A 13,421-nucleotide genomic window follows, 5' to 3' on the forward strand; every position below is an offset into this window, starting at 1 on the left:
CGGCACAGCAACTTCCCGGCTGCGCCGGGAAGGTTTGTTCACCCGGCCATATCCACCCTGTGCCCTGAAAGGCGGGCAGATATGGCCGGTTTGCTTTTCGATGGCCGCAGGTTCAGAGCAGCGCCTTGGCCTTGTTCGCCACGTTCTGGGCGGTGATGCCGAATTTCTCGAACAATTCCTCCGCCGGGGCAGAGGCGCCGAAACGGTCCATGCCGACGAAATCGGCCTTGCCGAACTTGCCGCGTTCGCCCAGCAGCCATTGGTCCCAGCCCTGGCGCACACCGGCCTCGATGCCGACACGGACGGCACCACCGGGCAGGATGCGCTTGCGATAGGCGTCGTCCTGGGCGGCAAACAATTCCATGCAGGGCATGGAGACCACCCGCACGCCGATGCCTTCGGCCTGCAACAGCGCGCGCGCCTCAAGTGCCACGCTGACTTCGGAGCCGCTGGCGATCAGGATCACCTGACGCTTGCCCTCGGCCTCGGCCAGCACATAGGCGCCTTTTTCGACCATGTTGTTGTTCTTGTGGTCCTTGCGCACGGTCGGCAGCCCCTGACGGGTCAGCGACAGCACCGAAGGCGTTTTCCTGGAGGTCAGCGCGATTTCCCAGGCCTCTGCCGTCTCCACCGTATCGGCGGGGCGGAAGACATAGGTGTTGGGGGTTGCGCGGCTGATTGCCAGATGTTCGACCGGCTGGTGGGTCGGCCCGTCTTCACCCAGACCGATGGAATCATGGGTCATGACAAAGACGGTCGGGATTTGCATCAATGCTGCCAGACGCATGGAGGGGCGGGCGTAGTCGGTGAAACACATGAAGGTGCCGCCATAGGGCCGCACGCCACCGTGCAGCGCCATGCCGTTCATCGCCGCCGCCATGCCGTGTTCGCGGATGCCCCAATAGACATAGCGCCCGCCGCGGTTGTCCAGGTCAAAGACACCCAGATCGCCCGTCTTGGTGTTGTTGGATCCTGTCAGGTCGGCAGAGCCGCCCACGGTTTCCGGCATGATCGGGTTGATCACTTCCAGCACTTTTTCCGAAGAGGCGCGGGTGGCCAGCTTGGGCGCGGCTTCCGACATCTGCTTCTTGAAGGCCTTGATGGTGGCGCTCAGCTTTTTCGGCGCGTCCAGGGCCAGGGCGCGGTTGAAGGTCTCGCGCTTGTTGCGCGACATCGCGTCAAAGCGTTCCTCCCAGGCGCGGCGTTCGTCCGCGCCGCGCTTGCCGATCGCCTCCCAGGCGGATTTCACATCCGACGGGATTTCGAAGGGTCCGTAGGGCCAGCCATAGGCCGCCTTGGCATCGGCCAGCTGACCCGCATCGGTCAGCGCGCCATGGCCTTTCGAGGTGTCCTGCGCCGCATGGCCCAGGGCGATATGGGTCTTGCAGGCGATCATCGTGGGCTTGTCGGACTTGCGGGCCTCGGTCAGGGCCGCGTCGATCTCTTCGGGGTTGTGGCCGTCAATCTCGATGCAATGCCATCCGGCGGCGGTAAACCGGCCGATCTGGTCGGTGCGGTCGGACAGGGAGACAGGCCCGTCGATGGTGATGTTGTTGTTGTCCCACAGCACGATCAGCTTGCTCAGGTTATGACGCCCCGCCAGCGTGATCGCCTCCTGGCTGACACCTTCCATCAGGCAGCCGTCGCCTGCGATGACATAGGTGTGGTGATCGACGATCTTGCGGCCATAGGTGGCGCGCTGGATCTCCTCGGCCATGGCAAAGCCCACGGAATTGGCGATGCCCTGACCCAGCGGTCCGGTTGTCGTCTCGATCGCATCGGCAAGGAAATTCTCGGGGTGCCCGGCGGTGCGCGCGCCCATCTGGCGGAAATTCTTCAGCTCTTCGATGGGGAATTGCGCGTCGCCCACCAGGTGCAGCAGGGAATAGATCAGCATCGACCCGTGACCGGCGGACAGGATGAACCGGTCCCGGTCGGGCCACAGCGGGTTGGCGGCGTCGAATTTCAGATGCTTTTCGAACAATACGGTGGCGACATCGGCCATGCCCATGGGCATCCCGGAGTGACCGGAGTTCGCGGCGGCGACCGCATCCAGGGCCAGGGCGCGGATGGCGGTGGCTTTGGACCAATGGTCCGGGTGTGCTTTGGCAAGGGCGTCAAGATCCAAGGGAAGCTTCCTTATAGCGCGTCAGGGTTGCGCCCGTGCATAGCAGTCAAGGGGCAAAGTTCAAGCGCAACAGGCACGGGCGCTGCTTTGCGGATCAACTTCGCCGGTCAAGTTGCTGATCTGAAAGGGGGGCGCATTTGTCCGATCCTTTGGTTAGGATAATAAAAATCCTTGTGCAGGGGCGATTCGCCCGGAATTCTGCCGGGGCAGTGACGGTCGGTGACAGACAGGACGTGAAGGAACCGGGGAATGAGTGACATAGATGAACTGCAACGCCGCATCACCGCGGCCATGGACCGGGTTGCCGCCGGCCTTGAAGGCCTGGGCAAGGACGCGGGCGCGCCGGACCCCGAAATGGTCCAGGCGCTGGAGGACGAGCGCACCGCAAACGCGCAGCTGACCGAGCGGGTGCGCACCCTGAAAGCCCGCGCTGAATCCGAAAACGCAACGCTGCGCACACAGGTCGAGGAATCGCAGGCCCGGATCGCCCAGCTTGATATCGAGCTGCAGCGCGTCCGCCGCGCCAATGCGCAATTGACCGATGCCTGCGCCGCCTTGCAGGAGGCCAACGCCGAAGGGGTGGGGGATGCGCATCTGATCAACAAGGCGATGCTGGCCGAACTGGAAGGGCTGCGCGCCGCCCGCGCCGCCGATGTGGCCGAAGGCAGCGCTATCCTCGCCGCGCTTGGTCCGCTGCTGGACAGCGCAGGGGACACCGCCGCCACCGCCGATACCGACGAAGCCGAGGAGGACGCCTGATGCCAGAGGTACGAATCACAATTGGCGGACGCCAGTTCGAGGTTGCCTGTCAGGAGGGTGAGGAAAGCTATCTGCATTCCGCCGCCAAGATGCTGGATGACGAGGCGCAGGTGCTCTCCGATCAGGTCGGGCGCATGCCCGAGGCGCGGATGCTGCTGATGGCGGGCCTGCTGCTGGCCGACAAGACCGCCAGCGTCGAAGACCGTATGGCCGAGGTAAAGGCCGAACTGGCGGAGCGCGAGGCGGAACTCGCCGGGCTGCGCAATGTCAAGATCGAGCCGGAGCGCGTCGAGGTGCCGGTGGTGCCGCAGTCGGTCAAGGACACGCTGGCGGAACTGGCCGCAAGGGCAGAGGCACTGGCCGCCGAGGTCGAGGAAAAGTCGGCGTGATCCGCCCCGCGCTGTGCATCGCGGCGCTTTTGCTGCCCGCCTGCGCTTGGGCAGAGATGCAGGTGCAGGCGATGCGCTATACCTGCGAGCGGGGTGTCGAGGTGCCGGTGGTCTATGTCAACGACGAGACCGGTCCCGGCATCGCTGTCCTCCATGTCGAGGGCGGCATGTACAACCTTCAGTCAGAGCAAAGCGCGTCGGGCGCGCGCTATGGCTATCCGTCCGACGGGTCGCATTACGTCTGGTGGACCAAGGGCGAGACTGCCACGCTGCTCTGGCACGACGGCACCGACGGCTCGGAAGAAACCCTGCTGGCGGAATGCGTGGTGAAGTGACAGCGCCGGTGGGCCGGACCGCATCCGGTCCGGCTTGGCCCGGCAGGCGGCCTGTCGCCGTGACCGGGGTGCTTAGCCGTTCGCTTCGCGGATCTTGTCTGCGGCGTCCTTGTCATAGGCCACGCCGTTTTCCTCGAACAGCGTGTCCAGCTCGCCTGACAATGTCATTTCGGTAATGATGTCGCAGCCGCCGACGAATTCGCCCTTGACGTAGAGTTGCGGGATTGTCGGCCAGTCGGAGAAATCCTTGATCCCCTGGCGGATCTCTTCGTCTGCCAGCACGTTCACGTCGGAATAGGTGACACCCATATAGTTCAGCACCCCCGCCACGCGGGAAGAGAACCCGCACTGCGGCATTTCCTTGGTGCCCTTCATGAAAAGCACCACATCGTTTGCAGTGATCGTATCCTTGATCCGCGTTGTCGCATCGCTCATCGTTTTATCCTCGATAAATCCTGTTCAGACTGGGGCGCGCGTGGTCAGCGCCAGGGCGTGCAATTCGCCATTGGTCCCGTCCATCTTGCCCTTGAGCGCAGCATAGACCGCGCGTTGCTGTTGCACCCGGTTCATCCCCTTGAAAGAGGCATCCTCCACCATCGCCGCCATATGCACGCCATCGTTCCCCTCGACCACGATTCGGGCATCGGGAAAGGCCGCGCGGATCAATTCTTCGATCTCACTGGCTTGCATCGGCATGGCAGGTCTCCGGTTATCATGTCGTCGCGACAGATGTAGTTGCCACAGCGGGGCAGTGCAAGCCATCCGCTGCCGCCTGACCCATCTGTGACCAAGGTCGCGCTGGACCTTTGCACGGGCCGGGGGTGTTCTTATCTGATTGAGCGCGGGTGCCCCGCGCATTACATTCCGGGGCAAGAGTGCATCGGACCTCTGGTCCCGGGACGAGAAGGATGATCAGCATGGCAGCGCAGACAGCACCGGAACAGGCCCTGGCGTGGATCGACGCGGGCCAGCGCGTGGCCCTTGCCACGGTGATCGAGACCTGGGGTTCTGCCCCGCGCCGGGTGGGCGCGCAGCTGGTCGTCTCGGGCGAGGGGCAGATGGAGGGCTCGGTTTCCGGCGGCTGTGTCGAGGGCGCGGTGGTGATCGAGGCGCTGGAGGCGCTGGAGCAGGGCGGCACCCGGCTGCTGGAATATGGCGTCAGCGATGGCGATGCCTTTGCCGTGGGTCTGGCCTGTGGCGGCACCATCCGCATTCTGGTGGAACCGGTGGGAGAGGCCGGCATGCCCGAGGCGATGCTGCGCGATCTGGTCGCGGCCCGCGCCGAACGTCGCCCCGTCGCCTATGAGGTGGCGCTGGACGGCAGCGCGCGCAGGCTGGTGCACGAGGGACATGAGGACAGGTTCCGCATGGACCGTTCCGGCGTTGACGCAGATGGCAAGACCTTTATCGCCATTCACAATCCGCCGCTGCGGCTGATCGTGGTGGGCGGGGTGCATATTGCCCAGCATCTGGTCGGCATGGCGCGCAGCACGGGGTTTGATCCCGTTGTGGTGGACCCGCGCGAGGCCTTTGGCGCGCAGGCGCGGTTTCCGGATGCGCGGGTGATCAACGACTGGCCCGATGCCGCCTTGGAGACGATCGGGCTGGATGCCCGCTGTGCGGTGGTGCTGCTGACCCATGATCCCAAGCTGGACGATCCGGCAATCACCTGTGCCCTGCGCTCAAAGGCCTTCTATATCGGCGCGCTTGGCAGCACGCGGACACATGGCGCGCGGGTGGCGCGGCTGGCGGAGGCGGGGTTTGCCGAGCATGAGATCGGGCGCATCCATGGTCCCATCGGGCTGAACATCGGGGCCGCAGGCCCGGCAGAGATTGCGGTGGCGATCCTGGCGGAGATGATCCAGACGCTGAGGCAATCGTGAAGTTTGGCCCGGTCCCTCTTTCTCAGGCCGAGGGGGCGGTGCTGGCCCATTCCGTGCCGACCCGGGGCGGGCGGCTGCGCAAGGGCCGCGTGCTGTCGGGCGCGGATCTGCAGGCGTTGGCGGAAACCGGCATTGCAGAGGTGATCGTGGCCCGGCTGGGGTCTGATGACCTGGGCGAGGATCTGGCGGCGGAACGGTTGGCCACTGCCGTGCTGGGGCGGGGAAAGGGGCTGAAGCAGACCCGCCCTTTCACCGGCCGCGTCAACCTGCTGGCCAAGGGGCCGGGGGTGGCGGAACTGGATGTGGCCGCACTTGAGGCGGTGAATGCGGTGCATCCGATGATCACCATCGCCACCGTGCCGCCCTGGCAGCAGATGCGCGACGGCGGCATGGTGGCGACGATCAAGATCATCTCCTACGGGGTGCCGGAGGCGGACCTGGCACAGGCCTGCGCGGCGGTGGCGGCCGCAGGCGCGATCACCCTGCGCCAGCCGGTGCTGAAGACCGCCACATTGATCATCACCGAAATCCCCGGCGGTGTCGGCGACAAGGGCCGCAACGCCATCGCAGGCAGGTTGGAAGCGCTGGGAGTGACGCTGGAGACGGTGAAACTGGTGCCGCACCGGCGCGCCGAGCTGGCAGCGGCGCTGGCGGCCTGCACATCGGAGCTGCTGCTGGTCCTGACCGGCTCTGCCACCTCTGACGGCGAGGACGTGGCACCCGCCGCCCTGCGCGCGGCCGGTGGCAGGGTCACGCGCTTTGGCATGCCGGTCGATCCGGGCAACCTGCTGTTCCTGGGGGCGCTGAACGACCGCCCCGTGATCGGCCTGCCGGGATGCGCCCGCGCACCGGCGCTGAACGGTGCCGACTGGGTGCTGTCCCGGGTGATCTGCGGCGTACCGGTCAGTTCCGCCGATATCGCGGGCATGGGGGTGGGCGGATTGCTCAAGGAAATTCCGACCCGTCCGCAGCCCCGCCGGGGCCGCTGAAGCGGCGCGGATGCGCAGCCTTGGTACTTTAGTCCAATATCCCGTGATATCCGTTTTTATCTATTCTCAATAGAGGCTCTGCGTGATTTACTCACGTTCAAACAAGGTCACAAATGGGAGGATTTCATGACACAGGTCAAAATGACCGTGAACGGCAAAACCGCGTCCGGCGACGTGGAGGGCCGCACGCTCTTGGCACAATTCCTGCGCGATGATCAGGGCCTGACCGGCACACATATCGGCTGTGACACCAGCCAGTGCGGTGCCTGCGTGGTCCATGTGAACGGGCAGGCCGTGAAAGCCTGCACCATGCTCGCCATCGAGGCGGACGGTGCCACCGTTGACACCATCGAAGGGCAGGCCAATGCGGATGGATCGCTCAATGTGATCCAGCAGGCGTTTCAGGACCACCACGGCCTCCAGTGCGGGTTCTGCACCCCCGGCATGGTGATGTCGGCGGCGGCCCTGCTCAAGGAGAACCCCAAGCCGACAGAGGCCGAAGTGCGACACTACCTTGACGGCAACATCTGCCGTTGCACGGGCTACCACAACATCGTCAAGGCGATCATGGCCGCATCCGGCCAGGACGTCAGCGCGATCGCAGCAGAATAAGCACATCAACGCGTGGGGTCGGACCCACCCTGCAAGAGGAGATGTAGGGTGGGGGCCACCCAAGACATTCGGGAGGAATGAAGATGCCTAAAGACGGCGGAATTGGTGCCAGCACGAAGCGGCGCGAGGACGTCCGGTTTCTGACAGGGAACGGACGATACACCGACGATATCAACCTGCGGGGACAGGCCTATGTCTTTTTCCTGCGCTCCGACGTGGCACATGGCAAGCTGACCAGCGTGGACACGTCGGCGGCCGAAGGCATGGACGGGGTCGTCAGGATCTTCACCGGCAAGGACTTTGAAGGCGTGGGCGGCATGCCCTGCGGCTGGCAGGTCACCGACAAACACGGCCAGCCGATGCAGGAACCGGGCCACCCGGTGCTGGCCCAGGGCAAGGTGCGCCATGTGGGCGAACCCATCGCCGCTGTCGTGGCCGAGACGCTGGCCCAGGCCCGCGATGCCGCCGAGGCGATTGTCCTGGAGATCGAGGAACTGCCCGCCGTCATCAACATGAAGGAGGCGGTCAAGGACGGCGCGCCCAAGGTGCATGAGGAGCTGCCCTCGAACCTCTGCTATGACTGGGGTTTCGTGGAGGAGAACAAGGAGGCGGTGAACAAGGCCTTTGAAGAGGCCGCACATGTCACCACGCTGGAACTGGTCAACAACCGTCTGGTCGCCAACCCGATGGAGCCGCGTGTGGCGGTGGGCGATTACAGCCGTTCAGACGGCGAACACACGCTCTACACCACCTCGCAGAACCCGCATGTGATCCGCCTGCTGATGGGCGCCTTCGTGCTGGGCATCCCCGAGCACAAGCTGCGCGTCGTGGCCCCCGATGTGGGCGGCGGTTTCGGCACCAAGATCTTCCACTATCAGGAAGAAGCCTTCTGTACCTTTGCCGCCAAGGCCTGCAACCGTCCGGTGAAATGGACCTCCAGCCGGTCGGAGGCCTTCATGTCGGATGCCCATGGCCGCGATCACGTGACCAAGATCGAACTGGCGCTGGACGGGGACAACAACTTCACCGCGATCCGCACCGACACCTATGCCAACATGGGCGCCTATCTGTCGACCTTCGCGCCCTCGGTGCCGACATGGCTGCATGGCACGCTGATGGCGGGCAACTACAAGACGCCGCTGATCTATGTGAATGTGAAGGCGGTGTTCACCAACACGGTGCCGGTCGATGCCTATCGCGGTGCCGGACGGCCCGAGGCGACCTTCCAGCTTGAGCGGCTGGTGGACAAGGCGGCGCATGAGCTGGGCGTGGACCCGATCAAGCTGCGGCGTCAGAACTTCATCACCGAATTCCCCTATGCCACCCCGGTGGCAGTGGAATATGACACCGGCGATTATTTCGCCACGATGGACAAGCTGGAAGAGATGGCTGACATCGCGGGCTTTGCGGCGCGCCGCAAGGAGAGCGAGGCCAAGGGCAAGCTGCGCGGCTTTGGCGTGAACTGCTATATCGAGGCCTGCGGCATCGCGCCGTCGAACCTTGTGGGCCAGCTGGGCGCGCGGGCGGGGCTTTATGAAAGCGCCACGGTGCGGGTCAATGCCACCGGCGGGCTGGTCGTGATGACAGGTTCCCACAGCCACGGGCAGGGGCATGAGACCTCCTTTCCCCAGGTGATTGCGGAAATGATCGGCATCGACGCCTCGATGGTCGAGATCGTGCATGGCGACACCGCGCGCACGCCGATGGGCATGGGCACCTATGGGTCGCGTTCCATCGCGGTGGGCGGATCGGCCATGGTCCGCGCGACGGAAAAGATCATCGCCAAGGCCAAGAAGATCGCCGGCCATATCCTGGAGGCCTCCGAAGGCGATATCGAACTGAAGGATGGCATGTTCAGCGTGGCGGGCACCGACAAATCCCTGGCCTGGGGCGATGTGACGCTGGCAGCCTATGTGCCGCACAACTATCCGCTGGAGGATCTTGAGCCGGGGCTGGAGGAGACGGCATTCTACGATCCGTCGAACTTTACCTACCCCTCGGGCGCCTATGCCTGCGAGGTGGAACTGGACCCGGAGACCGGCCAGGTCACCATCGAGCGGTTCTCGGCAGCGGATGATTTCGGCAATATCATCAACCCGATGATCGTCACCGGCCAGGTTCATGGCGGGCTGGCACAGGGGATCGGCCAGGCGCTGTTGGAGAACTGCGCCTATGACAGCGACGGCCAGTTGCTGAGCGCATCCTACATGGATTACGCGATGCCGCGGGCCAGCGATCTGCCCTTCTATGACGTGGACCATTCCTGCCAGACACCCTGTACCCACAACCCGCTGGGCGTGAAAGGCTGCGGCGAGGCGGGGGCGATCGGCTCTCCTCCGGCGGTGGTCAACGCGGTGCTGGACGCAATGCGCTCCGGCGGCAAGGATGTGGCCCATATCGACATGCCGGTGACGCCATCGCGCGTCTGGGCCGCGATGCAGGGGTGATCTGAGACGGGGGGTCCGGGAGGCGTTGCCCCCCGGATCCCCCGGAGGTATTTTGGCATAAAGAAGCAGGTACCCCGCGAGACCCGCAGGCGGTGCCAGGTTCGAAAGGAAAGAAGATGTATAATTTCGACGTCGAACGCCCCACCAGCATCGCCGATGCGGTGCAGGCGATGAGCAAGGAAGAGGCCCAGCCGATTTCCGGCGGGCAGACCCTGATCCCGACGCTGAAGGCGCGGCTGGCCGCCCCTTCGGTGCTGGTGTCCCTGACGGGGATCGAGGAAATGAAGGGGGTCCGCATGTCTGACGACGGCAGGCTCTGCATCGGCGGCGGCACCACCCATGCGACCGTGGCGGCGGAGGCGGCGGCGCATTATCCGGGTCTGGCAACGGTTGCGGCGCGCATCGGCGACCCGGCGGTGCGCAACCGGGGCACCATCGGCGGCTCTCTGGCCAACAACGACCCTTCCGCCTGCTATCCGGCGGCGGCCCTTGGTTCCGGCGCCACCATCGTGACCAACAACCGCGAAATTGCGGCGGATGATTATTTCCTCGGCATGTTCACCACCGCACTGGAAGAGGGCGAGATTGTCACGGAAGTGAAATTCCCGATCCCGCAGGCGGCGCATTACGAAAAATTCCTCCAGCCCGCCTCGCGCTTCCCGCTGGTCGCGGTCTTTGTCGCAAGGTTCAGCGACGGGGTGCGCGTGGCGGTGACAGGTGCCTCCAATGACGGTGTCTTCCGCTGGACCGAGGCGGAAGAGGCGCTTTCGGCCAATTTCTCTGCCGATGCGGTGGCGGGGCTGAAAGCCGAAGGCGACATGATCAGCGATCTGCATGGCACTGCCGAATATCGCGCCCATCTGGTTGGCGTGATGACCAAACGGGCGGTTGCCGCCATCGCCTGACCGGGCGCCATGGCCTGAAAGTCGTGGTCTGAACTGAAATCCGCGTGCCCCAGGGGTGCGCGGATTTTTGCGTATCCTGGCCTATCTTCAGGGGCGGCGGAACCGCCACCGCCACCAGACGTTAACTCACAAGCGCTGCCCGAACGGCGTTCGGAACAATGTGAGGAACACCAAATGAAGACGCTATTGAAATCGACAACATCCCTGAGCATGAGCCTGCTTCTGGCGTTGCCGGGGGGCGCATTTGCGCAGTCCGAAACACCGGCCTGCGATCTGACCGGGGGGGAGGTCACTTTTCCCTGCATGTTTGACGATCAGGCCGTGAAGACAGCTGAAGAGCTGGTTGTGCGCCGCGCCATGAAAGAGGAATCCGCCGCGACAGAGAATTCTGAGGCGGCGCCGACAAGTGAAGAGCAACAGGCCCAGGCGGAGGCGGACGCACAGGCCGCAGCCGAGGCACAGGCGGCACAGGATCAGGCTGCCGCTGACGCGCAAGCTGCTGCAGATGCCCAGGCAGCTGCTGACGCCCAAGCTGCTGCTGAGGCGCAAGCAGCACAGGATCAGGCCGCCGCAGATGCACAGGCCGCAGAAGATCAAGCTGCTGCCGATGCACAGGCTGCGCAGGATCAGGCCGCCGCTGATGCGCAGGCTGCTGCAGATGCACAAGCTGCTGCAGATGCACAAGCTGCACAGGATCAAGCCGCTGCAGATGCACAGGCTGCGGAGGATCAAGCTGCCGCAGATGCTCAAGCTGCCGCTGATGCTCAGGCCGCTGCCGAGGCGCAGGCTGCAGAAGATCAGGCCGCGGCTGATGCGCAGGCCGCTGAAAGCGCCGCTGCCGCTCAAACACAGGCGGAACAGGATCAAGCCGCAGCTGACGCTCAAGCCGCAGCTGACGCACAGGCCGCCGCCGACGCACAGGCTGCCGCTGATGCGCAGGCCACATCCGAAGCCGAGGCAGAGCTGACCGCCGAAGCCCAGGCCGAAGCGGACCGTCAGGCAGCCGAGCTTGAAGCCCAACGCGCCGCAGACCGCGAGGCCGAGCGTCAGGCCATCGCCGCCGCCGCCGCAGCGGCCGAGTCTCAAAGCAGTGATGCCGACGTGGTGACCGAAGAGATCACCGAGGAAAACCTGCGCTCCTCCGACGAGGAATTCGAGACCGCCGTGACCGGCGACCAGCAACCTGCAGCCGCCAATGACGACAGCGGCTTGAGCAAATTCGAAAAGGCGCTTCTGCTGGGGCTTGGTGCCGTGGTGGTGGGCTCCGTGCTCAAGAACGGCGACAAGGTTGTCAGCCGCTCGGGCGACCGGGTGGTGGTCGAGGATCCCAATGGCGACCTGCGGGTGCTGAAGGATGAGGATGCGCTGATCCGCCAGGCGGGCGATGAGGTCCGCACCCAGACCTTCGACGACGGCTCCAGCCGCAGCATCGTGACCAAACCGGACGGTTCGCAGATCATCACGATCCGCGCCCGCGACGGTTCGGTCCTGCGACGGGTTTCCGTGGATACGCAGGGCAACCAGGTGGTGCTGTTCGATGACCTTGTCGAAGAACAGCGGGTTGTGGTGAACGACCTGCCGCAGGTGAACCGACAGCAGCAGGTGGAAATGGTCAGCAACCAGAACGAGGAAGCCCTGCGCGCGGCGCTGCAACGCGAACTGGCGGCTGATACCAACCGCACCTTCTCCCTGCGGCAGGTCCGCGACATCAGCCAGGTGCGTGCCCTGGCACCGCAGCTGGAGCTTGATGCCGTCCGCTTCCCGACCGGTTCCGCCGCGATCCAGCCGGAACAGGCGCGCAGCCTGGCCCGGATCGGCACCGCCCTGCGCGAACAGATCGCACAGGATCCGCGTACCGTGATCCTGGTCGAGGGGCATACCGATGCTGTCGGCAGCGCCACCTACAACCTGGCCCTGTCGGACCGCCGCGCCGAAACCGTGGCGCTGGCGCTGACCGAATATTTCAAGGTGCCCGCGCAGAACCTCGTCACCCAGGGCTATGGCGAATCCGACCTCAAGATCCCGACGCTTGATGCGGAACCGGCCAACCGCCGCGCGGTGGTGCGCAACATCACCGCCCTGCTGCGCTGACCCTCTCGCACGGGGCATGAGACGCAAAAAGAAACCCCCGCAATGCGTTGCGGGGGTTTTTCGATTCCGTCGGCGCTGACAGCTGTCTGGCAGGCAGGGGCAGCGCTTTGTTGCGGCGAAGTGCCGAACTCAGGCCTTGCTGGGCAGGGGCCCGCTCTTTGTAGCGGCGAAGTGCCGGTCTCAGGCCTTGCTGGGCAGGGGCCCGATCAGCATGACCATCTGGCGGCCTTCTCAGAGTCCGGCTTTGCCGGGCGCGTCAGAAGGCCGCTCTTTATAGCGGCAAAGTGCCGAACTCAGGCCTTGCTGGGCAGCGGCCCGATCAGCATGACCATCTGGCGGCCTTCCATCTTGGGGAAGTTCTCGACCTTGCCACGCTCCTTGGTGTCCTCTGCCACCCGTTCCAGCAACTCGCGGCCCAGGTTCTGGTGCGCCATCTCGCGGCCCCGGAAACGTAGGGTGATCTTGACCTTGTCGCCGTTCTCAAGAAACTTGAAGACATTGCGCATCTTGACGTCATAGTCGTTCGTATCCGTGTTGGGACGGAACTTGACCTCTTTGATCTCGATGATCTTCTGCTTCTTGCGGGCTTCGGATTCGCGCTTTTGCTGTTCGTACTTGAACTTGCCAAAATCCATGATCTTGCAGACCGGCGGATTGGCGTTGGGCGAAATCTCGACCAGGTCCAGCCCGGCCTCTTCGGCCATTTCGAGGGCGCGGTTGGGCGTCACGACGCCGACGTTTTCGCCATCTGCGCCGATCAGGCGGATTTCCGGGGAACGTATGTTTTCGTTGACGCGCGGTCCGGTGTCACGTTGCGGTGGCGCGTTATGAGGTCTGCGAGCGATGGTGGTCATCCTTTGGTGGTTGCTGTATTTTCGAAGTT

Annotated in this window: 13 protein-coding genes; 9 read left to right on the top strand and 4 right to left on the bottom strand. The window is 64.5% G+C overall.

What is annotated here, in order from left to right:
- Positions 1-112: 112 nt before the first annotated feature.
- The gene (gene tkt / locus ACWNZ3_RS08235) at positions 113-2,128 is read right to left on the bottom strand and encodes a transketolase (protein ID WP_496901791.1); all 2,016 of its coding nucleotides are present in this window, start codon (positions 2,126-2,128) and stop codon (positions 113-115) included.
- Between the two features lie 249 nt (positions 2,129-2,377).
- Here tkt and ACWNZ3_RS08240 point away from each other — a divergent pair, with 249 nt between their 5' ends.
- From ACWNZ3_RS08240 to ACWNZ3_RS08250, 3 genes are read left to right on the top strand one after another with little or no spacing between them, the layout of a single operon-like run.
- Positions 2,378-2,887, top strand: coding sequence for a hypothetical protein (locus ACWNZ3_RS08240; RefSeq protein ID WP_269364261.1), 510 nt, complete (start codon positions 2,378-2,380; stop codon positions 2,885-2,887).
- Positions 2,887-3,276: a cell division protein ZapA gene (locus tag ACWNZ3_RS08245; protein WP_269364259.1), complete on the top strand. Its 390-nt coding sequence runs from the start codon at positions 2,887-2,889 to the stop codon at positions 3,274-3,276. Before ACWNZ3_RS08240 ends, ACWNZ3_RS08245 begins: the two co-directional genes overlap by 1 nt.
- Positions 3,273-3,611, top strand: a complete 339-nt coding sequence (locus ACWNZ3_RS08250) for an MliC family protein (protein WP_274575255.1) — start codon at positions 3,273-3,275, stop codon at positions 3,609-3,611. The genes ACWNZ3_RS08245 and ACWNZ3_RS08250 overlap by 4 nt, the downstream gene beginning before the upstream one ends.
- A gap of 72 nt (positions 3,612-3,683) precedes the next feature.
- On the opposite strand, the gene grxD is transcribed toward ACWNZ3_RS08250, so the two are convergent.
- Positions 3,684-4,046 (bottom strand): Grx4 family monothiol glutaredoxin, encoded by a 363-nt coding sequence (gene grxD, locus ACWNZ3_RS08255; protein ID WP_269364256.1) that lies wholly within the window; start codon positions 4,044-4,046, stop codon positions 3,684-3,686.
- A gap of 24 nt (positions 4,047-4,070) precedes the next feature.
- Positions 4,071-4,307, bottom strand: coding sequence for a BolA/IbaG family iron-sulfur metabolism protein (locus ACWNZ3_RS08260; RefSeq protein WP_269364254.1), 237 nt, complete (start codon positions 4,305-4,307; stop codon positions 4,071-4,073).
- 221 nt (positions 4,308-4,528) lie between these two features.
- Between ACWNZ3_RS08260 and ACWNZ3_RS08265 the strand changes: the two genes are divergently transcribed.
- The 6 genes from ACWNZ3_RS08265 to ACWNZ3_RS08290 all read left to right on the top strand — a co-directional run bounded on the left by ACWNZ3_RS08265 (position 4,529) and on the right by ACWNZ3_RS08290 (position 12,538).
- Positions 4,529-5,494 (top strand): XdhC family protein, encoded by a 966-nt coding sequence (locus ACWNZ3_RS08265; RefSeq protein WP_496901792.1) that lies wholly within the window; start codon positions 4,529-4,531, stop codon positions 5,492-5,494.
- A complete protein-coding gene (locus ACWNZ3_RS08270) occupies positions 5,491-6,483 on the top strand; it encodes a molybdopterin-binding protein (protein WP_496901793.1) in 993 nt (330 codons plus the stop codon). Before ACWNZ3_RS08265 ends, ACWNZ3_RS08270 begins: the two co-directional genes overlap by 4 nt.
- A 126-nt stretch (positions 6,484-6,609) precedes the next feature.
- Complete coding sequence (locus tag ACWNZ3_RS08275) at positions 6,610-7,095, top strand: (2Fe-2S)-binding protein (RefSeq protein ID WP_269364248.1); 486 nt, start codon at positions 6,610-6,612, stop codon at positions 7,093-7,095.
- Positions 7,096-7,178: 83 nt separating this feature from the next.
- Positions 7,179-9,542 carry a xanthine dehydrogenase family protein molybdopterin-binding subunit gene (locus tag ACWNZ3_RS08280; RefSeq protein WP_269364246.1) on the top strand — a complete coding sequence of 788 codons (2,364 nt, stop codon included), beginning with the start codon at positions 7,179-7,181 and terminating at the stop codon, positions 9,540-9,542.
- 116 nt (positions 9,543-9,658) lie between these two features.
- Positions 9,659-10,447 carry an FAD binding domain-containing protein gene (locus ACWNZ3_RS08285; protein ID WP_269367696.1) on the top strand — a complete coding sequence of 263 codons (789 nt, stop codon included), beginning with the start codon at positions 9,659-9,661 and terminating at the stop codon, positions 10,445-10,447.
- A gap of 174 nt (positions 10,448-10,621) precedes the next feature.
- Complete coding sequence (locus ACWNZ3_RS08290; RefSeq protein WP_496901794.1) at positions 10,622-12,538, top strand: OmpA family protein; 1,917 nt, start codon at positions 10,622-10,624, stop codon at positions 12,536-12,538.
- Between the two features lie 293 nt (positions 12,539-12,831).
- Here ACWNZ3_RS08290 and infC read toward each other — a convergent pair whose 3' ends face one another.
- Positions 12,832-13,392 carry a translation initiation factor IF-3 gene (gene infC / locus ACWNZ3_RS08295; RefSeq protein ID WP_269367698.1) on the bottom strand — a complete coding sequence of 187 codons (561 nt, stop codon included), beginning with the start codon at positions 13,390-13,392 and terminating at the stop codon, positions 12,832-12,834.
- Positions 13,393-13,421: the final 29 nt, after the last annotated feature.

Source organism: Sulfitobacter sp. IGS-18, assembly GCF_059628195.1.